The sequence below is a fragment of the Leucobacter manosquensis genome (assembly GCF_018304845.1).
In the GTDB taxonomy this organism is placed as follows: domain Bacteria; phylum Actinomycetota; class Actinomycetes; order Actinomycetales; family Microbacteriaceae; genus Leucobacter; species Leucobacter alluvii.
Map to the genome: position 1 here is coordinate 1208640 of NZ_JAFEVO010000001.1, position 20746 is coordinate 1229385.

A 20746-nucleotide genomic window follows, 5' to 3' on the forward strand; every position below is an offset into this window, starting at 1 on the left:
GCCGAGGTAGGGGTTGCGATGGAAACCGTGCTGTTCATCTCCCAACTCTTGGTGGTGCTCGGCTGCATCGTGATGGGCACCCGCTCCAGCGGCGTCGGTCTCGGACTGTGGGGTGGCACGGGGGTCGCGATCCTCGTCTTCGTCTTCCGGCTCGCACCCGGCAACCCGCCCGTCGATGCATTGCTGATCGTGCTCGTCGTCGTGCTCGCGTCATCCATGATGCAGTCGGCGGGCGGCATCGACTGGATGGTCTCCATCGCGGCGAAACTCATCGAGAAGAACCCGAAGCAAATCACGCTCGTCGCACCACTCGTCTCATTCCTCTTCTCAGTGGGCGCCGGCACATCGAACATCCTCTACCCGTTGCTTCCGGTGATTCAGGATCTCGCATATCGCAACGGGATTCGGCCATCACGGCCGTTGTCGTTGTCGGTGGTAGCCACTGGCGTGGCACTCGCCTGCAGCCCGGTCTCCGCGGCGATGGCGGCGATGGTCACCCTCACCGATACTGCGCCTTGGAACTTCGAACTCGTCGACATCCTGAAGGTGACCATTCCCGCTGCTGTCGTGGGCATCGTGCTCTCCAGCATCGTGGTGAATCGACTCGGCAAGGACATCGCCGACGATCCCGAGATCCAGGCGAAGATTGCAGCGGGCGACATCGCGGCTCCCCAGGCCAACGCTCAGGCGGTGCGCGCCGAGGTGACGGTGACCACCGCCGGCCGCAACGCGGCGACCATCTTCCTGCTGGGAGTCGCAGCGATCGTCGTCTTCGGCCTCTTCAAAGGACTTCGCCCGCTCGACGCGGCGGGTGATCCGATCGCGATGACACCGATCATCGAGATCGTCATGTTCGTCGCTGGCACGTTGATCCTGCTGATCTCACGCCCGAAGGTGTCGGAGATTCCGACGATGACGGTCTTCAAGGCGGGCATGGTGTCGGCGATCGCTCTGTTCGGTCTCGCGTGGCTGACGGACACATTCCTCGGAGCGCACACCGAGCTCATCGCCGGTGGGGTCGGCGGTCTTGTGACGGCCGTCCCCTGGATCTTCGCGCTCGGCGTCTTCCTCGTGTGCGTCCTCACGACGAGCCAGTCGACGGCGACACGGACCATCGTGCCGATCGGCCTCGCAGCCGGCATTCCACTGGGGCTGCTCTCAGGCATGTGGGCAGGAGCATTTGCCGGCATCTATCTGCTCCCGACGAACGGTTCGCAGATCGCGGCTGCGAACTTCGATGCTTCCGGCAGCACGAAGCTCGGCTCAAAGCTGGTCGACCACTCGTTCTTCGTCCCGACACTCGTGCTCGCGGCCACGACGATCGCTGCGGGAGCCGCCTTCGGGGCGCTGTGGGGTGGGTAGCGGCGATTCAATGACCAGAGCGCGCTATTGCACGTCTCGGAACGCGTCCCAGGAGCGCTTGCACGCGTAGGCGAGGGCGTCGATGTGCTCCCGGTTCTCGGTGACCCACTCGGTTCCCGGCTCGTGCAAGATCTCCGTCGCCGCGGTGCCGAGTAAGAACTCCCGCAGAAACTCCGCCTGCACCGCTCCCAACTGCAAGCCCGCCTCCCCCGCATCCTGCGCGAGCAGACGGAACTTCGCACCGTCGGCACGGATCTCCTGGCTGCCGAGGTACGGCTGATTCAAGAGCACGGCAGCCGGGTCAGCACTCTCGAAGCCTTCGCGATGGGCAGCAGCGAGATCTCGCAGCGCCTCGGGCCGCATCGTGGGCGGATCTTCAGGATCGCGCTCCTCTCCGTCATGGTCGCCCCGATTCGAGAGGGCGACGATGGCCGGGAGGCGGTCCTGCTCGGCGCGCGGCACCGACACGGCGCCCTCCCGCGTCGTCGTCGTGTTCATCGTGTCGTGGAACGACAATCGGGTGAAGGATCCGCCGTGCGCGAGCCCGTGGGCCAGGAAGAGGTCGGTGAGCTCGTCGCGGGTGCGCTCGTAGACGCCGAGTCCCTGCTCAGCAGCCGAGTCGAACGCCTCGACCAGCCGCTGCACCTCGGCATCGGTCTCGGGAATCTGAAGAATCGGAAAGAACGAGAAGGTGACGGGTCGTATCGCGTCGACACCCGTGAGGTCGACCCGCTGCCACGGTCCCGCCTTGCGCACGCGCTCGATCGCCGTCGTGAGGTCGGCGCGGATGTCTGAGGGCTTCGGGCGATTCGGATCCCGCACGAGTCTCGGATGCGGGTTCACCACAGCGACGATTCGCGGATCGATCTCGGCCCATCGCCGCACCACCGCCGCCGTCGACACGTCGCTGAAATCGTACTGGAGGCGACGCGTGAGCTCCGGTGAGAGGAACTCGGCGACCTCCTCGGGGATCGCCGCACCCGCATGCGGAGCGCTCACCAGCACATCGGCTTCGACGACCGCCTGTTCCAGGGTTCGGGTGTCGGGGTCGGCGTAGTGGGTGATCTGCTCCGGCGTGTACACGGTGCCGGCCGGGATGAGATCGAGGTCACTGGCGGTCATCTGCCCAGGGTATCCCCGCGGTTGTTCGCTGACTAGATGGGGGGTGCGGGATCGCGGTTAAGCTGGAGGCAGCGATCCACGCGGGCGAACACAGTCTCGCGATCCGACGCGCAGGCGGTCCGTGGATCGGGACGTAGAGGAGCAACACATGGCATTTGCAGACAAGGTTGCGATCGTTACGGGTGGCGGATCCGGCATTGGAGAGGCCACCGCGAAGGAGCTTGCCGCGCACGGCGTGAAGGTCGTCATCACGGACATCAAGCTCGACGCGGCTCAGCGCGTCGCCGACGAGATCACGGCCGCCGACGGGACCGCGGTGGCGATCCAGGGCGACACCGCGAACTCTGAGGACAGCCGCAAGGCGGTGGAGTTCGCCGTCGAGACATACGGCAAGCTCAACTACGCATTCAACAACGCTGGCATCGGCGGACCCTCGGCACCGACTGGCGAACTCGACATCGACGGGTGGGACACCGTGGTGGGGATCAACCTCAGCGGAGTCGCGTACGGTCTCCGCTACCAGATCCCGGCCATTCTGGAGGCGGGAGCGAGCGAGGGTGCGATCGTCAACATGGCGTCCATCCACGGCGCCGTCGCGGCACCCGGCAACTCCGCGTACACCGCTACGAAGCATGCGGTTGTCGGACTGACGAAGAACGCTGCAGCCGAGTACGGCCAGGCCGGCCTCCGCATCAATGCCGTCGGCCCCGGCTACATCGACACGCCGCTCCTCGCCGGAGCCCCGTCCGAGGTGAAGGACGGCCTCATCGCCAAGCACCCCCTCGGACGCCTCGGTCGCTCCGAGGAGATCGCGAAGGTCGTGCGGTTCCTGCTCTCAGACGACGCCTCGTTCGTCACCGGGGCCTACTACCTCATCGACGGCGGATACACGGCCGTCTAAGTTCGATGCGCGGTGCCCTCCGAGTCTTCGGAGGGCACCGCGATCATGAGCACCCGCCGACCGTAGCGGTCGAGGTCGAGCGACTCTTCGACGGCGACAAGTGCCCGCTGGAACGGTGTCGCGGGATCTCGCTCGGCGAATCCCATCGTTTGGTAGAACGGCGCGTTCCAGGGTACGCCGGCGTACGTGCGCAGCGACATCGTGGGGTAGCCCCGTTCGGCCGCCTCGCGCATCGCAGCGGCGACGAGCGCACGCCCGATGCCCTGCCTCGTGTACGCAGGAGCGACTGAGAGCTGCTCCAGATGGCAGCCGTCCTCGATCTCCAGCACGTGCACGAACCCGGCGACCGCTGCGTGTCCGGTTTCGGCCACCAGTATGTACCCCGGCTCGCGAATCCGGCTCTCCCCCGTTGGCGCCGGTTCCCAGCGTTCGGGTCGCAGCAGATCGATGAGGAGCTGATCCGCCGCGTTCTCGACCTTCTCGATCTCAGACAGATCCGGAGAATGCGCGAAGCGGATACTGAGGACCATGTGCCCAGCGTACGGCTTCTTCAGTCTGCGACGGTGATGCCGAGGCGCTCACCCAGCCCTCGACGCGCGCTCACTTGTTGCGCTCGGATTGGCGCACGTCGCGCGAACCGCCGACCTCTTCGGGGAGCTCGTCGATGGGAACGAGCACGATGTCTTGCACCTTCCAGTCGATGTCGATGCACCCGTCCCGCGCCTCCATCAGCTGGCGCAGCGTGGGCGACTCGTCCGGCTGGGGCACGATGAATGCTTCGACGTGGAACACATGTCCCTGATCGCGCACTCGGGATCCCACCTCGCTCGTCCACGGAAGGCCTCGCAGGTACGCGTCGACTTTCTGGGCGACCGGATGCGGCTCGTCGTCGTCGAAGGTGGTCGCCCGCGTGTCCATCAAGTCGGTGATCGCGGCCCGCATGTTCTTCATGCCGTCCCAGAGAATGCTGCCGGCGATGAAGAGCGCGGCCGCCGCGTCCGCCCACCACAGACCGATCCCGATGCCGGCGACACCCACGATCGAACCCGCGGCGGTCATCCAATCCGCCTTGTTCATGTCGGCGTCGGCGTAGAGCACTTTGTCGTGCAGTTCTCGGGCGAGCTGCATCTTCACGCGACCGAAGTAGATGGGGAGCGGAATGGTGAGCGCCATCACGGCAATCATGAGCCATCCGAGCCAGATCGGCTGACCGAACAGCACGATCGTGCCGATGGGAGGATGCTCCCCGCTGACCAGGCCGGTCAGCGAGTCGACGATGAGAAAGGCTCCCATCGCGAACAGCGCGACGCCGGCGACGAGATGGGCGACGCCGACGCTTCGGTGGAATCCGTACGGGTACTTCTCCCTCGGGCGCTTGTTCACCATGCGCACTGCGAGCAGAAACGCGATGGGTGGAGCGAGCGATAGGAGGTCTTCGATCCAGGCCGCCTTCATCGCCTGCGAGCTCCCCATGACGAGGAACACGAGGGTGATCGCGACCGCGAGGAATGCGAGCGTGTACCACTCGAAGCGGATCGCACGACGAAGTGCGGCCTCCTGCGCCGGAGGAAGTTCGGTGCGCCCGAAGTGCGTCGTCACGGTGTCGCCCCCTCGGCCAGCAGGAACTCTTCGAGGGCCACGAGCAGCGCGTTCTCTCCCATGCGAACGGCCATCACGTGCTTCTCAACGATGCCGTCGCGCTCTTGCTCAGCATAGGGAACCGTCAGAGCCCCGTAATCGATCCACGGAGTCTCGTCGGTCAGTCCACCGATGACGATATCGAGTTCGCCGCGTTCGAGGGCCTTGAACAGCTGCTCCTCGCCATTCTCCGTCCATTCGATATCGGCATCGATGCGCTCGGCGAACGTCTGCACGAGCTCCGGTTCGGTGCCGGCCGGGCTCGCATCGTCGAACGTCTCGACCCAGGGCGGACTGTCGGAGACGCCGACGCGGAGCGTTCCGTTGGTGGCGCGCTCGAGCGTCCCCTCCGGATCGGCGGGAACCGTGGATGAACAGCCCGTGAGGAGTGCCAGGCAGGCGACCGCCGCCAGGCTCAGAAATCTGCGCATACCCGACCATATTCAGATTCATCCCGCGGTCTCAACTCGTTGCGCCGCGCGCCGGTTCGGCCTAGTCGATGCGTCCGATACGCCGAGGTCGACTGATCCGGGACACTGATGGGCCCAGGTCGCATCTTTGCCCGACTAGGGCACTAAGATGCACTGTATGGATGTGACTGCAGAGTCCTTGGCGCGGGTGATCGGTGCGCGCGTCAAGCAGGAGCGAAACGGTCGGAGTTGGACGCTCGATCAACTCGCCGAGTTCGCCGGAGTGAGCCGTCGTATGCTCGTGAACGTCGAACAGGGTGCGGTGAACCCCAGTATCGGCACACTGTTGCGCTTGTCGGACGCGCTCGGCGTTGGTCTGCCAGACCTCGTCGAACCCCCGTCTCCGCGCACGGCGAGACACACGCGCAACGGCCAGGGCGCGGTGCTGTGGAACGGCGAATCCGGCGGACGGGCGGTGCTCGTCGCCGGCACGGAGCCGCCGGACGTCGTCGAACTCTGGGATTGGACGCTGGCGCCGCATGAGCGCCACGACAGCGAAGCCCACACGGCGGGAACCCGCGAGTTGCTGCACGTGCAAGAAGGTGCACTCGCCGTCGAAGCGGATGGGATCACGTACGACCTGGCGACCGGGGATGCTCTGACCTTCCGAGGTGACGTGGTCCACGCCTACGTGAATTCGACGAGCGCTACCACCCGGTTCTCGCTCACGGTATTCGAACCGGGTGTCGGATCCGCACACCGAGAGGAGTCCGCTCATGACTGAGACGATGAACGCCGCCGCATTCCTGGACGCGTGCGCCGTCGATCCCGACGTGCTTCTCCTGCGGCCGGACTACCGTGCGCTGCTGCTCGTGGTCGACGGCAGTGCCGCAGACGCGTTCGACCACAACGCTGATGCCGTCGACGCACTCGTGTCTGCGGCCGAGACGCGTGCGCAGGGTCTGCTCGCAGAACGCTCGGCAGATGAGCTGCCGCACGTCGCGTCCTGGAGAGACGCGTACCGCGCCTTCGGTGCGAAACCGCAGCGCACCAGAAACAGCCTCGAGGCACTCACACGCCGCGCCGAGCTCGCCCTGCCTCGCGTGAATGCACTCACCGACATCTCCAACGCGATCTCGGTCTTGCATCAGATTCCGCTCGGCGGAGAGGATCTCGACCGCTACCAGGGTCCGGCGAGGCTGATGCGCGCCGCGGGCACGGAAACGTTCGACACCGTCGTGAATGGCGAGACGATCCTCGAACACCCGGAGCCGGGCGAAGTCGTGTGGTGCGACGCCGCTGGTGTGACCTGCCGTCGCTGGAACTGGCGACAGGGCCGACGCACGAGCCTCTCCAACGACACCCGCACGGCACTCTTCATCCTCGACGCCCTCGCGCCCGTCTCCGACGAGGCGCTGCATGCCGCCGGCGACGCTCTCGTCGAGGCCCTGTCGAGCGGTACGGGGAACGTACAGGTCTCGAAACGGCTGGTGGCTGCATGAATGCGCCGCGCACACCCAAGGGCATTCCGGCGTGGTCGATGGCCGTCGCAGCTATGCTGGCCGTGCAGCTGTCGAATGCTCTGTCCGTGCCGGTGATCGATCAGGTCGGCCCGGCCGGCACCGCGTGGCTCCGCATGTGTTTCGGTGCGGCATTCCTCTGGATGATCGCCCGCCCGGCGATCCGTTCGCTCCGCGCCCGCGATCTTCCCGCCCTCGTCGCCCTCGGTGTGGTGACCGGGTTCATGACTGCGTTCTTCCTCGCCGCCGTCGACCGCATTCCCCTCGGCACCGCCGTCGCCATCGAGTTCCTCGGACCGCTCACTGTCGCCGGCGTCATGAGCACGCAGCGCAAGGCCCTCGCCTGGCCACTCTTGGCGCTCATCGGCGTGGTGCTGCTGACTGAGCCCTGGCACGGAAGCATCGACCTCGCCGGTGTCGGTTTCGCCGCGGCAGCCGGAGCATGCTGGGCACTGTACAACGTGCTCACTCAGCACGTCGGGGACCGTTTCTCCGGAATCTCCGGGCTGTCGCTCACCATTCCGATCGCGGCACTCGCGACACTGCCGATCGGTCTCCCGCAGGTGGTCGGTGGCGAGTTCTCCTGGTGGGTGCTGGCAGCAGCGGCCGGGATCGCGCTCATCACACCGGTCATCGCATTCGGTCTCGAAATGCTCGCCCTCAAACGCATGACCCACACCGCATTCGGCACGCTGCTCTCCATCGAGCCCGCGTTCGGCATTCTCATCGGCCTCCTCGTGCTGGCGCAATCGCCGACGCCCATGCAGCTGGTCGGCATCGCGATCGTCATCATCGCGGGCGCCGCATCGCAGCGGAACGGCCGACGAGACACGGCACCGGTTGCGACCCATCATTCCCCGACGACTGCTCAGGAGACACCATGACCGTCACACCGAAATACAGTTCCACCTTCATCTTCGAGACGACCAACCTGACCGATGAATTCCACCGCATCGACAGCGAGATCGCCTCCCGGGCCCGCGAGATCCCCGGATTTCTCGGAGAGGAGACCTGGCACAACCAGGACACCGGACTGCACGCCGAGGTCTATTACTGGACGGACATGGATGCGCTCAAGCAGCTCATGGGCATGGACACGCACCGCCTCGCGAAGCAGCGCTACGGCGAGTGGCTCGGCGAGTACCGCGTCGTGATCTCCGAGGTGCAGTCGATCTACGGAAACCCCGCGCTCGCCCTCGAGCATCAGCCCGAGTCGCAGCGCCACTAAGTCGCAGCCATCGTCCCCCGCTGCACCCCGGTTCCGCACTCGCGCGCTGGTGCCAATGCGATCGACCTGCATACACTGGCTGTCCACCGTACTCGAGCGAAGGAGCTGGATCACATGACTACGAAGCCTCGGAAGACTCTGGCCGGTGTTGCGGCCACAATCGCACTCGCGGCCGGAGGCCTGTTCGCCGCCGCCACACCCGCACAGGCAGCGGGGTACTCGTACCTGTACCCGACGAACTTCACCTCGAAGGCGGCGTGCGACACGAAGCGCGTCACGATGAACTCCTCGTGGACCCGCGCAAGTCAGTGCTTCATCATGACGGATCGCGGAGTCATCGACTGGAAGTTCTCTGTCTCTGTGCGGGGTTACTGACCCCCGCCGGTACAGCGCTCAGAGCGTGTCAGTTCGACGGCGCCCGCGTAGGCACTCCACTTGTGTCAAGTGAGCTTTACCTGTAAAACTTACTTTACATCAGGTCACGCGCCACGAAGGAGCCCCATGAGCGAGAGCACGTCCTCGACCACCCGTCGCACCACATGGGGCAGAACGAGGTTCGGCTCGGGTCGCCTTCCGGCGCTCGCAGTCGCCACCCCGATCGGGCTCGTCATGGCGGTCGCCGAAGCGCTCCTCTTCGCACGCTTCGTGGGCGGCCCTCTGCCCGCGCCGCTTCTCGCGACCATCTTCTCGGCGTGCGTGCTCGTACCGAACGTTCTGCTCGTGTGGGCGCTCATCATCGATCGCACCACCCTCTCGGGGGCACTGGAGCGGCCAGAGGAGTCCGTGGAGTCGCAGTGGTACGACGAGGCGGCGCGCGGCGCATTCCACGACACCATTGCCATCACTGGACTCGCACTGACGTTCCTTGCGATCACCGGAACGCACATCGACGGTGTACTGGCACTTACCGGCGTGCTGATCCTCGCCTTCCTCAGCACGAGTATCCGCTACACCGTCGCCCGGAGTCGCGGACGCGCATGAAGAACCGGCTGTCAGCACTCCGCTCTGATCGCGGCTGGTCGCAGCACACCCTCGCCGAAGCCTTGGGGGTGTCGCGACAGACCGTGATCTCGATCGAGAAGGGGCGCTTCGATCCGTCCCTTCCTCTCGCCTTTCGAATCGCAGAGACATTCGAGTGCGCGATTGAGGATGTCTTCTCCCCCGGCCCCGACACCTCACACGACTGACGAACGCGTCGAGGCAGGCGAGACACGTCTCAGTTCAGGGGTCCGCCCGGTTCGCAGAGCGGACCGCCTGAAAGAGCCTCTACTCGTTGCCGATTGCTTTGTCCGCCGACTCGCGAGCGCTCTCGATCTGGTCTTCGAACTTGCCTCCCGTGACCTTGTTCGCTGCATCGGCAACGCTTTCGAGCAACTTATCGCTCGCGTTCTCGGCCTGCTCGCTCTGCAGCGCCTCCGAAACGCGGCTGTCACCGAGGAATTCCTTTGCCTTCGCGGTGAGATCTTCGATGCCCATGAGTCCTCCTTCGTGAGCCCGCGGCAAGCGCCATGGGTGTTTTCCCATCATGCCCGCTCGGTTCGCTCACGTACAGACGCACAGCGGCTTCAATTCGGAGGACATGCTTTCCGCTCGCGATCCTTCTCCGTAGACTGCGGTTCATGGCGATCACACTGGCGAACATCGGGATCGCGGTGCGTGACATCGAGGAGGCGATCTCGTTCTTCACGGACCTCGGCCTGGTGCTCGCCGGTCGCGACACGATCAGCGGAGACTGGGCCGACACTGCCGTCGGCCTCGACGGGAACCGCGCACGCATCGCGGTCCTCGACGTGCCCGACGGACACGGGAAACTCGAACTCTTCGAGTATCTGCACCCGCAGGCGATCGAGACAGAGCCGACGCTGCCGAATGAGGTCGGGATGCATCGCGTCGCCTTCGCCGTCGACGACATCGATGAAGCCCTGGCCATCGCGGCGACGCATGACTGCTATCCGCTCAGAGGTGTCGCGAACTACGCCGATATCTACAAGTTGGCATACGTGCGGGGCCCGAGCGGCATCATCGTCATGCTCGCCCAGGAGCTGCATCGCGGCTCCGACACCCCCGCTGCATGAGCGCGCTACGACAAGCCGCGCTCCGGGGACCGTTACAGCTGTGATGACACCCGACGTATACCTACGCCGCGGGCTCCGGCCCGAACGAACTTGCAACGCGTCCAGGCTCCCCTCACCCGAGGAGCGTCTCACCGATATATCCTCCTCCGCTGCACCCTGGAGGAATCGCGAACACGGCTGAACCCACTGGGGTGGTCCATTCGTTCAACAGGTCGAGTTCGTCGAGACGACGCTGAATGGGCACGAACTGCTTGGTCACGTCGGCTTGGAACGAGACGAAGAGCAACCCGCTGTCCGATATCTCGCCGCCGGATGGAGCATGATCGTAGTTGTAGGCGCGACGAAAGATCCGTTCATCCGCGTTCTCCGAGCGCGCTCGTCGGATGTGCGAGAACTCCGGGATCACGGGGAACCCGACGTTCGTCTTCGCGTCGAAATCGGGCTCATCGTGTTCGTGCACGCCCGTCAGTGGCGCTCCGTTCGCGAGCGTGCGACCCATCGATTGCTCTCGCCCGCTCCGATCGAGACGATCCCACTTGTCGAGATCCATGTGCGTGCGCCGCAGCACGAATCCGGTACCGCCCGCCAACCATCCGTCGGTCGCCCATACGAGACGGTCGAAGTCTTGATCTTCGGGCGAAGGGTTGGCGGTGCCGTCGACCTGGCCGAAGAGGTTCCGCATCGTGGTACCCGGCTTCTCGGCACCGAACGCTCGACGGAAGCCGACTTGCGTCCACCGCACTGACGCGAAGCTCCGCGCGTCTTTCAGGAGCATGCGCGTTGCGTGGGCGACGGTGAATGCATCGTCGGAAGCGATCTGCAGGAGGAGGTCCCCGTCACTCCAACCCGGTTCGAGACGGTCAATGGTGAATGCCGGCAGGGGGCGGAGCCACTCGGGAATCGCGGACGGTCCCGCTGCGCGTGCGACGAGCGCCGGCCCGAATCCGAAGGTGACCGTGAGCCGTGCCGGCACTGCACCGAGCTCCGGTTCGGAGTCAGCGAGAGCAGGCTCACCCTGGGTGAGCCTGGCCGCGTCCTCGGTGAGAATCTGCATCATCCGTCGCAGTGCATCCCGGTCGGTCCCGTCGTGCAGGTCGAGCGCCACGAAGGTGGCGTGCGCTTGAGGCGTCGTCGTGATCCCTGCTTGGTGAGCGCCATGGAAATCGACTGTGTGGCCTCCGTGGATCGACGCCGCAGTATCGCTCGCGACCCCGGGCGCGCGGCCGGGCCTCGCCCGGCTGAGCAGTGCGTCGGCGCCGACGGCGGCGGCCGCGCCGAGGCCGGCGACGGCTCCTCCGAAGAGGAGCCCCCGCCGGCTGACGCCCGTCCGCCCGGTGTCGGGGGTACGGTCCGAGGTCATTCCGAGTGTCCGCCCATCTCCATGTCCCCGCTCATCTCCATGTCGTGCTCGCCCGCATCGTCGCCCTCGTAGTTCTCGTTGGCGCCCGCGTAGTCCTTCGCCGGAACGGTGAACTCGTACGTCGACTCGTCGGAGAAGGTGAGCGTGAACGTGATCTCGTCTCCGGCCGCGATGGGGTCGGTGAGATCCATGAGCATCAGATGGTTGCCGCCGGGTTCGAGCGACAGGCTGTCTCCTGCTTCGATGGTGAAGCCGTCGGTCTTCTCGCGCATGATCATCTCTCCGGCCTCGTTCTCGATGGTTTCGTGCAGTTCGAGAGCGCTCGAGGCTTCCGTGCTCGCCGAAACGATGGTGACGTCATCGGAGCCGGTGTTCTCCAGCTCGCCGAACGCGGCCGACATGCCGCTGTCGGCGGCTTTGACCCAGCCGTCCTCCATGACGACGGCCTCGCCGGCCGGAGGAGCCGAGGTCTCTGGAGCGTTGGATGCGGCGGTACTGCACCCGGTGAGCGCGACGAGCGCGACGGCAGTGAGTGCGAGAAGAGAGTTCTGAGTGGTGCATGTATACATACGAGTGCCTTTCACAGTGCTTCATGTGTTTCTGCAGATTCGGATCGTCGCGAGGACGGATCCGACGGAGCGTTCTTGCCGCGTTTCCTGAGTGACCAGACGATGAAGACGAGCAGCGCGATTGCGGCTCCCGCCGCTCCGATTGCGATGGTCCGCCCGAAGTCCGATGGTTCGGATGCCTCGCTCGGAAGACTCGTCGAAGCCGACGCATCCGAGCCGGCTGGAAGCGCAGGTTCGCGCGCATCGAGCGAGTCAAGCTCTTCCGGCTGCGTCTGTTCCGCCGTCTTCGCATCGCCGACGGTGAACGGAACGATGCCGCTGATCGGGTGCCCGTCGGAGGACACCACTCGCCAGCGCGCTTCGTACGAGCCGTCGGGGAGCGAGCCGTTGATCGGCACGCTCACCATGGGCCCAACCAACGTCGGCGCACCGCCCGCCCAATCCTTGCCGCCCTGATCGACGACCAGAATGACGGCGCCGACGGTCAGAACGTTGTCCGAGAACTCGAGCGCGACCTGCGCGGGGGACGAAGCGAGCACGGCTGCTTGGGCGGGCTCGCTGGAGAGCAATTGGTCGTGCGCGCACGCGGGGTTCGCACTCCCCAGCATCATCACCAGCGCTGCGAACGCCAGCGTCGTGAGGCGCGTGAGCATTCGGCGGGGTGAACGGGCCGGGGTGGTCGGCGGGCGAGTGGACGGTGTAGGGGTCATGGCTGAGCCTCATCGGGTGATGGCAGGGGTCATCGAAGAAGGCGGCACCGTTCTCGACCGCACGATGGTGCGGTCTGAGACAGCAGCGCGTTCAGGAACGCGTGCACCGGTTCGTTCGAGGGCGAGCCGTCACAGCGGCGGGCGCGACGATTCCGGGTGCACGGTACTCCCCGATTCGCTGCGGCTGCGGTCTCCCAGCGCAGCGATGAGGCGCGCGAAGCACAGCGACGGAGCGTCGGCGGAGTGGATCAGCGGAACAGCACGGGAACGGGTGGGCCACGACGGGCGGTCACCGAGGGATACACGCCGAGCGGAAGCAGCGTCGACGCGATGTCCGGAACGACGGCGGGCGACGGAGCTGCGGAGATTCGGCTGCCGGTGGCGGGAGCAACGGGAAGCAGTCGCGACACGATCAGACGGGTGAGCACCGCCATCGACGCGAGCACCGACTCCGCGCAGTACAACGCTGCCACCGTGAGCGCTCCAGCGCACACGTGCGCGATCCACATGCTCGTGCCCGCGTGCGCCAGATGAGCGCTGGGCATCGCGGGTGCAGCGGCGGAGCCCGTCAAGCCGTGGGCGTGATGCGGCAGTGCATTCGTCGTCGTCTCACTCGTCCGCGATGCGCCCAGCACGAACAGTGCGTGGAACAGGAATTGGCTCGCGGCGACTGAAAGCGAGAGACGCGGGAGGGAGAGCGTGCGCCCCGCGAGTGCGACGCAGACCAACGTGGAGAGCACGAGCGGCGCGAGGATTCCCATCGCGCCAGGCACGGCACCACCGCCGACGACGACGTGGGAGAGCAGGGCGACCAAGGTCGACACCGCCGCCGCCGCGACGCCGCGCGCGGCGATGCGGGAGCGAGTCGACGACATGCATCGATTCTCTCAGATCATCGAAGCGATGGTGCGCAGACGCCGCCGTGCGCCCGGCCCTCACTCCGGACCGTGACCGGCATCGAAACGGGTGCGGTAGTGGGCGTGAGCTTCTCTGATGAGCTCATCGTCGAGGGTGGCGACCGCGTGAACGTCGCGGATCAACGGCTCGCAGTCAGGGCCTCGCCCTACGTGGGTTCCGCGCAGAATCCAGGCGTAGCGGTCGGGGTTCTTCTCGGCGAGGTGGCTGTACTGACAGAGCTGCCTCGACAGCCAGTCCTCCAGGGGCCGGGTCCACCACTGCTCGGCATCGAGCGGGTTCACTGAGAGGCCGGGGAGTTCGAGCCCGCTCTCGGTGTCGATGCTGCGCTGCGCTGCGTCATGCTCCGGTCCTTCCGAGTAGCGCACGTGCAGGCCCGGGTGCGAACGCACGAGGTCGGTGAGGCTCGCCAATGTGAGCAGGTGCATGTCGTTCATGCGCTCATTCATAGCTGCCGGAGAAGCGCCTCGCAATGGTCTCCTCGAGCGCCTTCCCCTGTGCATGTTGCGCCTGCCGCGCAGACCGTTTCTCAGCACCTGCGATAGGGCCCGACGCGATGGCCTTTTTTTGAGTACAGTTGTACTCAAACGAAGAACAGCGCTATAGATGGAGGAGACGAATGATCCTGACCGCGATCGTGATCTGCGAGGTCGCTTTCTGGCTGGCGATCATCGCCGGTCTCTCGGCACGCTATCTCTTCCGCCGCCCGGGGCTCGGTGCGGCGTTGCTGATCGTCGCTCCTGTCATCGACGTGATCCTGCTCGCCCTGGTCACTTTCGACCTCCTCGGCGGGGGCACCGCCTCGTGGCAGCACGGGCTCGCAGCGATCTACATCGGCATCTCGGTCGCTTACGGCAAGCGCATGGTCGCCTGGGCCGACGCGCGATTCAAGCACCGGTTCGCCGACGGCCCGCCCCCCGAGAAGCTGACCGGGCTGCGTTACACGCTCAAATGCTGGAGAGACGTGCTGACGACCGCCGCAGCCGTGACCGTCGCCGCCGTGATCCTCGGAGCGATCATCGCGCTCGTCGACGACCCTCGACGCACCGAGGCGCTCTCCGGGTATTTCAGCATCCTCGGCATCATCTTCGCGATCGATCTCGTGTGGGCGGTGAGCTACACGTTCTGGCCGAAAGCGCCCGCAACGCTGCCTCCGCACTACGCTGACACCCATGCCCCGCAGAATCGACACTGAGGCGCGTACCGCGGAGATCGCCGGAGCTGCACTGCGAATCCTCGAGCGCGACGGTCTCGCGAGCCTCTCAGTACGAGGAGTCGCCGCCGAAACCGGACTCGCACCCGCGTCGCTGCGCAGGATCTTCCCGACGCAGCAAGACCTCCGCGAGTACTGCTTCGAACTGATCGAGGAGCGCGCGACGGCCAGAATCGCCGCCCTCGACCTCTCGGGCCGTGAGCTCGCGGAGGCGCTGCTCGCGCAACTCCTCCCCCTGGACGGGGTGCGCCGCCTCGAGTTCGTCGCGCAGGTGCAACTCGGCGTGCTCGCGCTCACCGACCAGGCGCTGCGTCCCGCGGCGCAACGGCTCAGCGCCGCGGTCGACCGCGCGTGCGTCGCCGCCATCGGGATCCTCGTCGGTGCGCGCTTGTTCCACGCTCATCGCGACGCCGCGTTCGAAGCGCGGCGATTGCGGGCACTCCTCGACGGAGTCGCAATGCTCGGGCTCTGGGACGGAGATGCGGAAGCGCCGCAGCATGCCCTCGACACGGTCACGCATCATCTCGACGAGCTCGCCCTGCCGCCGCCTCATCGAACCGGTGGAGCAGCCGAGCGATCGCAGACGCGCGCGTCGTCTGACGAGAAGCGGTAATCTTCTCTCCCGCGGCTCTTCGTGCACCAGATTTCCTGAGACACTTGACGAGCTTCCCCGCGACCACTCGAATGTCGCGGGATGAAAGGACCAGAAGCTCATGGGATTCATTCGATACGACGGCCTCACCACCCACTTCGAAGACCGACTGCTCGCGCACCTCCAGATCATCATCGTGCAGAAGCTGATGCGCGACGAGGCGTTCTTGATGTCGTGGAAGGACAGCATGAGCGTGGGCGACGGTCGCACGGCGATCTGGGTCTCGCCCCAGACGACGCTCACGTTCAAGTTCCTGGGGAGCCGTGTACCGGAGATCAATACAGAGTGGTTGCAGCGACTCGGGGAATCGGCGAGTTCGACGACAGGGTTGATCGTAACGAAAGAGGACGGCACCCTGGCCGTCGCCGAAGCCACCGGAAACAGCTATCCCGGAAACCTCCGCGCAGAACCCGTGAAGTAGCCGACTCAACCGAATCGGGGTACCACATTCAGCGCCGCAAAGACAGCCCTGCCGTGAATTGTTTCCACTGGCAAACTGCTGATCATGGGGTATTTGAAACACGGGGAACGGGAATACGAGTTCGAGGATCGACTGCTGGCCCACCTGCAGTTCGTCATCGGGCAGAAACTGAAGAAGCAGGAGTGCTTCTTCCTCAGCTGGCACAAGCCGCACGACCAGGGCGATGGGCGCTTGTCGGTCTGGTTGTCGCCGTACGTCTCCATCGGTTTCCATTTCTCAGGGAGCCGCGAGCCGGAACTCAGCAAAGCGTGGGTGCGGGCGCTCAACTCGCTCGCGCATACACCGCGCGGTCTCATCGCGATCACGGAGGAAGAAGCGGAGAAGTTCGTCAAGAAGAATCCTGATCTGCTCTGACGCGGTCGCACATCACCGGAGCGTCGCTCCTCCTGATTCTCTTGGGAGGAGCGACGCTTCTGCATGCAGGCGCCGGCGCCGTGACCGGCTTCAACGCCGCGCCGCACGATCGAGCCTCCGGTGCCCGGCTCTCCCGCAAGCTAGAGGAATGAACCGAGCCCCGGACGCCCGCAGCTACGACCTCGACGCACTGCGCGAGCAGATGCTTCCCCATCGGGGCGGTGCCGTGACCGAGAGCATCCCCCAACTCGCCGAAGCCGACCCCGGGCTCTGCGGCGTCGCCCTGGTCACCCTGGACGGCGACCTTCGCTCGAGCGCGCAGTCCGACGTGGTGTTCAGCATCCAGTCGGCGGTGAAACCGTTCGTGTTCGCGCTGGCACTGCACGACACGAATCGCGCCGCCCTTGAGCGGGTGGGCATCGAGCCGACGGGTGAGGCCTTCGATGCGATCAAACTCGAGAGCGGCACGGGCCGACCGCCGAATCCGATGGTGAACGCCGGTGCGCTCCTCACGAGCTCGATCGTGGACGGCGACGATGCCGCTGCCCGCGCCGAGCGCATTGCCGCGGGGCTCTCGGCCTTCGCGGGGCGGTCGCTGCGCGTCGACGAGGAGATCGCCGAGGCGGAGCAGCGACTCGGGGACCGCAATCTCGCCCTGGCGCATCTCATGCGCTCGGAGGGGACGCTGCGCGTCGAAGCGGACGATGCGATCACCGTGTACGCCCGCGCGTGCGCCACGCTCGTCGACGCAGAAGCCCTCGCGGTCATGGGAGCGACACTCGCGGCGGGAGGCGTCAATCCGTGCACCGGCGAACGCGTCATCTCCCGAGAGGTCGCGCGCGACGTCATCTCCGTCATGGCGACGTGCGGCGTGTACGACGGTTCGGGGCGCTGGATGCGCGAAGTGGGTGTTCCGGCGAAGTCGAGCGTCTCGGGCGCCATCGTGCTCTCGGCGCCCGGCGCCCTCGGCGCCGCAGTCTTCAGCCCGCCGCTCGACGAGCAGGGGACGAGCGTCCGCGGCCACCTGGCGAGTGCGCGCCTGAGCGACGATCTCCGGCTGCACGCCTTCGACGTCTCGCCCTGAGCCCCCGCGTTTACGTCACGCTTCTCCCGATTGCAACCCCGTCGTGGTCACGCCGCATCCGGTGTGGGCTGGGTGGCATCGTCGGTCGCAGCAGATGTCGAACCGCGGCCCTCCGACCGGCGACGGAGAGGAAACGGACGATGTATTTTCACCGGCAGGAACTCCAGCACAAGGCCAGCCCGGACAAGCCGGACGCGGTGTACGCGCGCAAGCTGCAGGAGGTGCTCGGCGGGCAGTACGGCGAGATCACGGTCGCTCTGCAGTATCAATTCCAGGCATGGAACATGCACATCCCGGGGAAGTACCGCGACCTGGTCTTCGGCATCGGCGCGGAGGAGATGGGACACGTCGAGATGCTCGCGGTGATGATCGCGCAGCTCCTCGAGAAGTCGCCTCTCGGCATCACGGATGAGGCGGTGCAGAGCGATCCGACCGTGGCCGCGATCATCGGCGGCACCGACGTGCAGCAGGGCATCGTCGCCGGCGCAGGCGCGCGCCCGGTCGACAGCAACGGGAATCCGTGGCAGGGCAGTTTCATCACGAGCAGCGGCAACCTGCTCGCTGATTTCCAGGCCAATGCGAACGCCGAGATGCAGGGGCGCGTGCAGGTCGCTCGGCTCTATCACATGACCGATGACCACGGAGTGCGCGATTTGCTCGGCTTCCTGCTCGCCCGCGACACCATGCACCAGAATCAGTGGCTCGCGGCAGCCGCTGAACTGCAGGAAGAGGGTGTGGAATCGCTTCCGGTTCCGAGCAACTTCCCGATCAGCAAGGAGGAGCGCGACGTGTCGTACCAGTACATCAACTTCTCCGACGGAGCGGCCGCGAGCGAGGGCAGCTGGGCATCGGGGCCGACTCCCGATGGACTCGGTGAGTTCAGCTACCACGAGGCCCCGGAGGCCGGAGTGCCGATGCCGCCGCCCACGCACCCGGACGCGCGCTTCTATGGCACGACCGACGTGCCGAACCTGGCCGAGAAGATCGCCGGCCGGGCTCAGGATGTCCTGCGGAAGGAGTAACTGCTCCGTCGTCGGGCTGAGCTTCAGGCGCGCTCGCGCGTCCTGCGGCTCAGTCCGACGAGCAGCGCATCGACGCCGATGATCACCGCGGCGATGGCAGCCATGTAACCGAGTACGGCGCCGTACCCGCCGGGCTGAGCAGGATTCATGAATGGGTAGGGATACCATCCGACGACGGCGCCGCGCAGCACCGTGTAGACCCCCCACGCGAGGGGGAATACGGCCGCGAGGCGCAGATGCCTCCAAGAGAGCCCCGCGCGCGCTGGCGCGAACCACCACAGCGCTGCAACGAGGAGCGGCCCGATGAGGTGCAGCACCTCGTTCGACCATCCGAGTGTCGACTCCTGGTCGAGCGACACGCCCCGCAACAAGGCGTTGTACACGATTCCCGTCGTCACCATGTAGGTGGACATCGCCGTGAACACCGCCCAGAACCAGAGCGGCGGACGTTTCCCGAGGGATATGACAACGGCCGACGCCGTCAGGACGATGACCGCGAGCACATTCGACAGGATCGTGAAGAAACTGAAGAAGTTCGTGAAGAAGAACAGCGGCTCATCGGGTTCGAAACTCAGACTGAACACCAGTTGTCCGATCACAGCGGCGGCGATCAGCACTGCCGCGGAGGCGGCGCATACGGCGAATCTGCGGCCCACCGATACGGCTGGGGCGCGAGCCGCGCTCTTCGTCGACGTCATCTTCGGCCCCCTCCATCGGCGTTCGCGGTCACCCCATCATGCCTTGACCTCAGGAGTTTCGTCGCTCCGACTCGCGTTCCGACGTGCGTTCCAGCGTGCGAACAGGTGCAGTACGACGCCGACCCCGACGAGGGCGGCCCCGAAGAGCCAGACCGTTCCGCTCTGCTGCGTCATCAGCATGATGCACGAGGCGATGCCGAGCACGGGCACGAAGGTCCACACGCGGAAATGCTGATGCTCGACGCGGTCGCGGCGCAGGACGAGCACCGACACGTTGGCGCTCAAGAACACGAAGAGCAGCAGCAGCACGACCGTCTCCGCAAGCGTGGCGAGGTCACCGACCAGCGTGAGCAGCGCCGCGACGAGGGTGGTCGCCATGATCGCCACCCACGGCGTCTTCCGCTTCGGCAGCACCCGCCCCAACTGGGCGGGGAGCAGCCCCTGCTCGGCCATCCCGAAGGCGAGTCGGCTCGTCATGATCATCGTCAGCAAGGCACCATTCGCTACAGCGATCAGCGCGATCGCGCTGAACACCCACGACGGCACGTGCGAGCCGGAGGCTTCCACCACGTCGAGCAGGGGGCCGCTCGACTCGGCGAGCTCATCGGCGGGCAGCGCGATCGCGCTCGCGAGCCCGACGAGCACATAGACGACCCCGGCGACTGCGAGGGAGGCGAAGAGCGCCCTCGGGTAGGTGCGAGATGGGTTGCGCACCTCCTCGATCATGTTCGCCGAGGTCTCGAAACCCACGAAGGAGTAGAACGCGATGATTGCACCACCGAGCACCGCGGCCGCCGTGCCGACGCCCTCCGGCCCTTCGACCACTCGCGAGAGATCGCCTCCGCCGTTCCCGACGAGCAGGCCGACCACCACGATGACGATGACGAGGCCGCTGACCTCGATCGCCGTCATCACGAGGTTGGCGCCGAGGGACTCGCGAATGCCTCGAGCGTTGAGCAGGGCCACGACGACCAGGAACAGGATCGCGACGAGCGTCGTCGGCAGTTCCACGAACGTGTGCAGGTACTCCCCTGCGAAGGCGATGGACAGGCCGGCAGCGCTCGTGACGCCAGCCGCGAGCATGCAGAACCCGACGAGGAATGAGATGACGGGCTTCTTGAAGGCCCGCTCCGCGAAGACGGCAGCGCCTCCCGCTTTCGGATACTTCGTGACGAGTTCCGCGTACGAGCCCGCCGTGAGGAGCGCGAGCAGCAGCGCCAGCAGGAGCGGTGCCCACAGCATGCCGCCGACCTCTGCAGACAGCACCCCCATGAGTGCGTAGATGCCGGCCCCGAGCACATCTCCGAGGATGAAGGCGAAGAGGAGCAGGCCGGAGACCGAGCGGCGCAGCTTCGTATCGAGGGGCTGCGAGGCAGCCTCGGGTTCACGCGTCATCCCGCCAGCCTAGAGTCGCGCAGAAGTCACCCGCACG

The 20746-nt window shown here is 66.0% G+C and carries 28 protein-coding genes; 16 read left to right on the forward strand and 12 right to left on the reverse strand.

The genetic code is table 11. The features are described from left to right. The first annotated feature begins 18 nt into the window (after positions 1 to 18). Complete coding sequence (locus JSQ98_RS05550; RefSeq protein WP_211648705.1) at positions 19 to 1362, forward strand: anaerobic C4-dicarboxylate transporter; 1344 nt, start codon at positions 19 to 21, stop codon at positions 1360 to 1362. Positions 1363 to 1386: 24 nt separating this feature from the next. On the opposite strand, the gene JSQ98_RS05555 is transcribed toward JSQ98_RS05550, so the two are convergent. After that, entirely contained in the window at positions 1387 to 2484 is a 1098-nt protein-coding gene (locus tag JSQ98_RS05555) for an N-formylglutamate amidohydrolase (RefSeq protein WP_211648706.1), read from the reverse strand. Between the two features lie 148 nt (positions 2485 to 2632). Here JSQ98_RS05555 and JSQ98_RS05560 point away from each other — a divergent pair, with 148 nt between their 5' ends. After that, entirely contained in the window at positions 2633 to 3385 is a 753-nt protein-coding gene (locus JSQ98_RS05560) for an SDR family NAD(P)-dependent oxidoreductase (RefSeq protein WP_211648707.1), read from the forward strand. Here the strand turns inward: JSQ98_RS05560 and JSQ98_RS05565 are convergent. The 3 genes from JSQ98_RS05565 to JSQ98_RS05575 form a co-directional block, all read right to left on the reverse strand. Then, positions 3382 to 3915 carry a GNAT family N-acetyltransferase gene (locus tag JSQ98_RS05565; RefSeq protein WP_211648708.1) on the reverse strand — a complete coding sequence of 178 codons (534 nt, stop codon included), beginning with the start codon at positions 3913 to 3915 and terminating at the stop codon, positions 3382 to 3384. The two genes, JSQ98_RS05560 and JSQ98_RS05565, sit on opposite strands and share 4 nt — an antisense overlap. Before the next feature lie 70 nt (positions 3916 to 3985). Beyond that, positions 3986 to 4984, reverse strand: a complete 999-nt coding sequence (locus JSQ98_RS05570; RefSeq protein ID WP_211648709.1) for a cation efflux transmembrane domain-containing protein — start codon at positions 4982 to 4984, stop codon at positions 3986 to 3988. Beyond that, positions 4981 to 5454 carry a transporter substrate-binding domain-containing protein gene (locus tag JSQ98_RS05575; RefSeq protein ID WP_211648711.1) on the reverse strand — a complete coding sequence of 158 codons (474 nt, stop codon included), beginning with the start codon at positions 5452 to 5454 and terminating at the stop codon, positions 4981 to 4983. Before JSQ98_RS05575 ends, JSQ98_RS05570 begins: the two co-directional genes overlap by 4 nt. Positions 5455 to 5611: 157 nt before the next feature. Between JSQ98_RS05575 and JSQ98_RS05580 the strand changes: the two genes are divergently transcribed. The 7 genes from JSQ98_RS05580 to JSQ98_RS05610 all read left to right on the forward strand — a co-directional run bounded on the left by JSQ98_RS05580 (position 5612) and on the right by JSQ98_RS05610 (position 9368). Continuing rightward, positions 5612 to 6217: a helix-turn-helix domain-containing protein gene (locus JSQ98_RS05580; RefSeq protein WP_211648713.1), complete on the forward strand. Its 606-nt coding sequence runs from the start codon at positions 5612 to 5614 to the stop codon at positions 6215 to 6217. Next, complete coding sequence (locus JSQ98_RS05585) at positions 6210 to 6935, forward strand: B3/B4 domain-containing protein (protein ID WP_249290754.1); 726 nt, start codon at positions 6210 to 6212, stop codon at positions 6933 to 6935. The genes JSQ98_RS05580 and JSQ98_RS05585 overlap by 8 nt, the downstream gene beginning before the upstream one ends. Next, the gene (locus JSQ98_RS05590) at positions 6932 to 7837 is read left to right on the forward strand and encodes an EamA family transporter (protein WP_249290756.1); all 906 of its coding nucleotides are present in this window, start codon (positions 6932 to 6934) and stop codon (positions 7835 to 7837) included. Before JSQ98_RS05585 ends, JSQ98_RS05590 begins: the two co-directional genes overlap by 4 nt. Further along, on the forward strand, positions 7834 to 8181 hold the full coding sequence (locus tag JSQ98_RS05595) for an antibiotic biosynthesis monooxygenase family protein (RefSeq protein ID WP_211648714.1): 348 nt from the start codon (positions 7834 to 7836) through the stop codon (positions 8179 to 8181). Before JSQ98_RS05590 ends, JSQ98_RS05595 begins: the two co-directional genes overlap by 4 nt. Before the next feature lie 114 nt (positions 8182 to 8295). Continuing rightward, the gene (locus JSQ98_RS05600) at positions 8296 to 8556 is read left to right on the forward strand and encodes a hypothetical protein (protein ID WP_090150503.1); all 261 of its coding nucleotides are present in this window, start codon (positions 8296 to 8298) and stop codon (positions 8554 to 8556) included. Between the two features lie 126 nt (positions 8557 to 8682). After that, positions 8683 to 9162, forward strand: a complete 480-nt coding sequence (locus JSQ98_RS05605; RefSeq protein ID WP_211648715.1) for a hypothetical protein — start codon at positions 8683 to 8685, stop codon at positions 9160 to 9162. After that, positions 9159 to 9368, forward strand: a complete 210-nt coding sequence (locus JSQ98_RS05610; RefSeq protein ID WP_090150509.1) for a helix-turn-helix transcriptional regulator — start codon at positions 9159 to 9161, stop codon at positions 9366 to 9368. The genes JSQ98_RS05605 and JSQ98_RS05610 overlap by 4 nt, the downstream gene beginning before the upstream one ends. 79 nt (positions 9369 to 9447) lie before the next feature. Here the strand turns inward: JSQ98_RS05610 and JSQ98_RS05615 are convergent, their stop codons facing one another. Continuing rightward, on the reverse strand, positions 9448 to 9657 hold the full coding sequence (locus JSQ98_RS05615) for an antitoxin (protein WP_090150513.1): 210 nt from the start codon (positions 9655 to 9657) through the stop codon (positions 9448 to 9450). 143 nt (positions 9658 to 9800) lie between these two features. On the opposite strand from JSQ98_RS05615, the gene JSQ98_RS05620 reads away from it, so the two are divergent. Next, on the forward strand, positions 9801 to 10256 hold the full coding sequence (locus JSQ98_RS05620) for a VOC family protein (protein WP_211648716.1): 456 nt from the start codon (positions 9801 to 9803) through the stop codon (positions 10254 to 10256). Between the two features lie 112 nt (positions 10257 to 10368). Here JSQ98_RS05620 and JSQ98_RS05625 read toward each other — a convergent pair whose 3' ends face one another. From JSQ98_RS05625 to JSQ98_RS05645, 5 genes are all read right to left on the reverse strand, one after another. After that, entirely contained in the window at positions 10369 to 11616 is a 1248-nt protein-coding gene (locus tag JSQ98_RS05625; RefSeq protein ID WP_211648717.1) for a Dyp-type peroxidase, read from the reverse strand. Next, on the reverse strand, positions 11613 to 12185 hold the full coding sequence (locus JSQ98_RS05630; RefSeq protein WP_211648718.1) for a copper chaperone PCu(A)C: 573 nt from the start codon (positions 12183 to 12185) through the stop codon (positions 11613 to 11615). Before JSQ98_RS05630 ends, JSQ98_RS05625 begins: the two co-directional genes overlap by 4 nt. An 11-nt stretch (positions 12186 to 12196) precedes the next feature. Beyond that, on the reverse strand, positions 12197 to 12895 hold the full coding sequence (locus JSQ98_RS05635; protein WP_211648719.1) for a copper resistance CopC family protein: 699 nt from the start codon (positions 12893 to 12895) through the stop codon (positions 12197 to 12199). Positions 12896 to 13143: 248 nt separating this feature from the next. Next, positions 13144 to 13770 carry a hypothetical protein gene (locus JSQ98_RS05640; protein WP_211648721.1) on the reverse strand — a complete coding sequence of 209 codons (627 nt, stop codon included), beginning with the start codon at positions 13768 to 13770 and terminating at the stop codon, positions 13144 to 13146. A gap of 60 nt (positions 13771 to 13830) precedes the next feature. Further along, a complete protein-coding gene (locus JSQ98_RS05645) occupies positions 13831 to 14247 on the reverse strand; it encodes a DUF6098 family protein (protein WP_249290757.1) in 417 nt (138 codons plus the stop codon). 182 nt (positions 14248 to 14429) lie between these two features. Between JSQ98_RS05645 and JSQ98_RS05650 the strand changes: the two genes are divergently transcribed. The 6 genes from JSQ98_RS05650 (at position 14430) to JSQ98_RS05675 (ending at position 18616) form a co-directional block, all read left to right on the forward strand. Beyond that, on the forward strand, positions 14430 to 15005 hold the full coding sequence (locus JSQ98_RS05650) for a hypothetical protein (protein ID WP_090150544.1): 576 nt from the start codon (positions 14430 to 14432) through the stop codon (positions 15003 to 15005). Further along, positions 14983 to 15636: a TetR/AcrR family transcriptional regulator gene (locus JSQ98_RS05655; RefSeq protein WP_211648722.1), complete on the forward strand. Its 654-nt coding sequence runs from the start codon at positions 14983 to 14985 to the stop codon at positions 15634 to 15636. Before JSQ98_RS05650 ends, JSQ98_RS05655 begins: the two co-directional genes overlap by 23 nt. Positions 15637 to 15736: 100 nt before the next feature. Beyond that, entirely contained in the window at positions 15737 to 16096 is a 360-nt protein-coding gene (locus tag JSQ98_RS05660; protein ID WP_211648723.1) for a DUF7882 family protein, read from the forward strand. Positions 16097 to 16180: 84 nt separating this feature from the next. Beyond that, complete coding sequence (locus tag JSQ98_RS05665) at positions 16181 to 16510, forward strand: DUF7882 family protein (RefSeq protein WP_090150553.1); 330 nt, start codon at positions 16181 to 16183, stop codon at positions 16508 to 16510. A gap of 148 nt (positions 16511 to 16658) precedes the next feature. After that, entirely contained in the window at positions 16659 to 17594 is a 936-nt protein-coding gene (gene glsA / locus JSQ98_RS05670) for a glutaminase A (RefSeq protein ID WP_090150556.1), read from the forward strand. A 140-nt stretch (positions 17595 to 17734) separates the two neighbouring features. After that, a complete protein-coding gene (locus JSQ98_RS05675; RefSeq protein WP_090150559.1) occupies positions 17735 to 18616 on the forward strand; it encodes a manganese catalase in 882 nt (293 codons plus the stop codon). 23 nt (positions 18617 to 18639) lie between these two features. Here the strand turns inward: JSQ98_RS05675 and JSQ98_RS05680 are convergent, their stop codons facing one another. Next, positions 18640 to 19314 (reverse strand): Pr6Pr family membrane protein, encoded by a 675-nt coding sequence (locus JSQ98_RS05680; protein ID WP_211648724.1) that lies wholly within the window; start codon positions 19312 to 19314, stop codon positions 18640 to 18642. Positions 19315 to 19350: 36 nt separating this feature from the next. Then, complete coding sequence (locus JSQ98_RS05685) at positions 19351 to 20709, reverse strand: APC family permease (protein WP_211648725.1); 1359 nt, start codon at positions 20707 to 20709, stop codon at positions 19351 to 19353. Between the last annotated feature and the right edge of the window lie 37 nt (positions 20710 to 20746).

What these genes read in the sequence shown, in the direction of transcription:
- JSQ98_RS05680 (WP_211648724.1), bottom strand. Translation starts at nt 19,314, where the DNA reads ATGACGTCGACGAAGAGCGCGGCTCGCGCCCCAGCCGTATCGGTGGGC.
- JSQ98_RS05625 (WP_211648717.1), bottom strand. Translation starts at nt 11,616, where the DNA reads ATGACCTCGGACCGTACCCCCGACACCGGGCGGACGGGCGTCAGCCGG.
- JSQ98_RS05630 (WP_211648718.1), bottom strand. Translation starts at nt 12,185, where the DNA reads ATGTATACATGCACCACTCAGAACTCTCTTCTCGCACTCACTGCCGTC.
- JSQ98_RS05550 (WP_211648705.1), top strand. Translation starts at nt 19, where the DNA reads ATGGAAACCGTGCTGTTCATCTCCCAACTCTTGGTGGTGCTCGGCTGC.
- JSQ98_RS05560 (WP_211648707.1), top strand. Translation starts at nt 2,633, where the DNA reads ATGGCATTTGCAGACAAGGTTGCGATCGTTACGGGTGGCGGATCCGGC.
- JSQ98_RS05605 (WP_211648715.1), top strand. Translation starts at nt 8,683, where the DNA reads ATGAGCGAGAGCACGTCCTCGACCACCCGTCGCACCACATGGGGCAGA.
- JSQ98_RS05640 (WP_211648721.1), bottom strand. Translation starts at nt 13,770, where the DNA reads ATGTCGTCGACTCGCTCCCGCATCGCCGCGCGCGGCGTCGCGGCGGCG.
- JSQ98_RS05555 (WP_211648706.1), bottom strand. Translation starts at nt 2,484, where the DNA reads ATGACCGCCAGTGACCTCGATCTCATCCCGGCCGGCACCGTGTACACG.
- JSQ98_RS05635 (WP_211648719.1), bottom strand. Translation starts at nt 12,895, where the DNA reads ATGACCCCTACACCGTCCACTCGCCCGCCGACCACCCCGGCCCGTTCA.
- JSQ98_RS05590 (WP_249290756.1), top strand. Translation starts at nt 6,932, where the DNA reads ATGAATGCGCCGCGCACACCCAAGGGCATTCCGGCGTGGTCGATGGCC.
- JSQ98_RS05620 (WP_211648716.1), top strand. Translation starts at nt 9,801, where the DNA reads ATGGCGATCACACTGGCGAACATCGGGATCGCGGTGCGTGACATCGAG.
- JSQ98_RS05685 (WP_211648725.1), bottom strand. Translation starts at nt 20,709, where the DNA reads ATGACGCGTGAACCCGAGGCTGCCTCGCAGCCCCTCGATACGAAGCTG.
- JSQ98_RS05600 (WP_090150503.1), top strand. Translation starts at nt 8,296, where the DNA reads ATGACTACGAAGCCTCGGAAGACTCTGGCCGGTGTTGCGGCCACAATC.
- JSQ98_RS05660 (WP_211648723.1), top strand. Translation starts at nt 15,737, where the DNA reads ATGGGATTCATTCGATACGACGGCCTCACCACCCACTTCGAAGACCGA.
- JSQ98_RS05615 (WP_090150513.1), bottom strand. Translation starts at nt 9,657, where the DNA reads ATGGGCATCGAAGATCTCACCGCGAAGGCAAAGGAATTCCTCGGTGAC.
- JSQ98_RS05610 (WP_090150509.1), top strand. Translation starts at nt 9,159, where the DNA reads ATGAAGAACCGGCTGTCAGCACTCCGCTCTGATCGCGGCTGGTCGCAG.
- JSQ98_RS05665 (WP_090150553.1), top strand. Translation starts at nt 16,181, where the DNA reads ATGGGGTATTTGAAACACGGGGAACGGGAATACGAGTTCGAGGATCGA.
- glsA (WP_090150556.1), top strand. Translation starts at nt 16,659, where the DNA reads ATGAACCGAGCCCCGGACGCCCGCAGCTACGACCTCGACGCACTGCGC.
- JSQ98_RS05675 (WP_090150559.1), top strand. Translation starts at nt 17,735, where the DNA reads ATGTATTTTCACCGGCAGGAACTCCAGCACAAGGCCAGCCCGGACAAG.
- JSQ98_RS05575 (WP_211648711.1), bottom strand. Translation starts at nt 5,454, where the DNA reads ATGCGCAGATTTCTGAGCCTGGCGGCGGTCGCCTGCCTGGCACTCCTC.
- JSQ98_RS05585 (WP_249290754.1), top strand. Translation starts at nt 6,210, where the DNA reads ATGACTGAGACGATGAACGCCGCCGCATTCCTGGACGCGTGCGCCGTC.
- JSQ98_RS05650 (WP_090150544.1), top strand. Translation starts at nt 14,430, where the DNA reads ATGATCCTGACCGCGATCGTGATCTGCGAGGTCGCTTTCTGGCTGGCG.
- JSQ98_RS05595 (WP_211648714.1), top strand. Translation starts at nt 7,834, where the DNA reads ATGACCGTCACACCGAAATACAGTTCCACCTTCATCTTCGAGACGACC.
- JSQ98_RS05655 (WP_211648722.1), top strand. Translation starts at nt 14,983, where the DNA reads ATGCCCCGCAGAATCGACACTGAGGCGCGTACCGCGGAGATCGCCGGA.
- JSQ98_RS05645 (WP_249290757.1), bottom strand. Translation starts at nt 14,247, where the DNA reads ATGAACGACATGCACCTGCTCACATTGGCGAGCCTCACCGACCTCGTG.
- JSQ98_RS05580 (WP_211648713.1), top strand. Translation starts at nt 5,612, where the DNA reads ATGGATGTGACTGCAGAGTCCTTGGCGCGGGTGATCGGTGCGCGCGTC.
- JSQ98_RS05565 (WP_211648708.1), bottom strand. Translation starts at nt 3,915, where the DNA reads ATGGTCCTCAGTATCCGCTTCGCGCATTCTCCGGATCTGTCTGAGATC.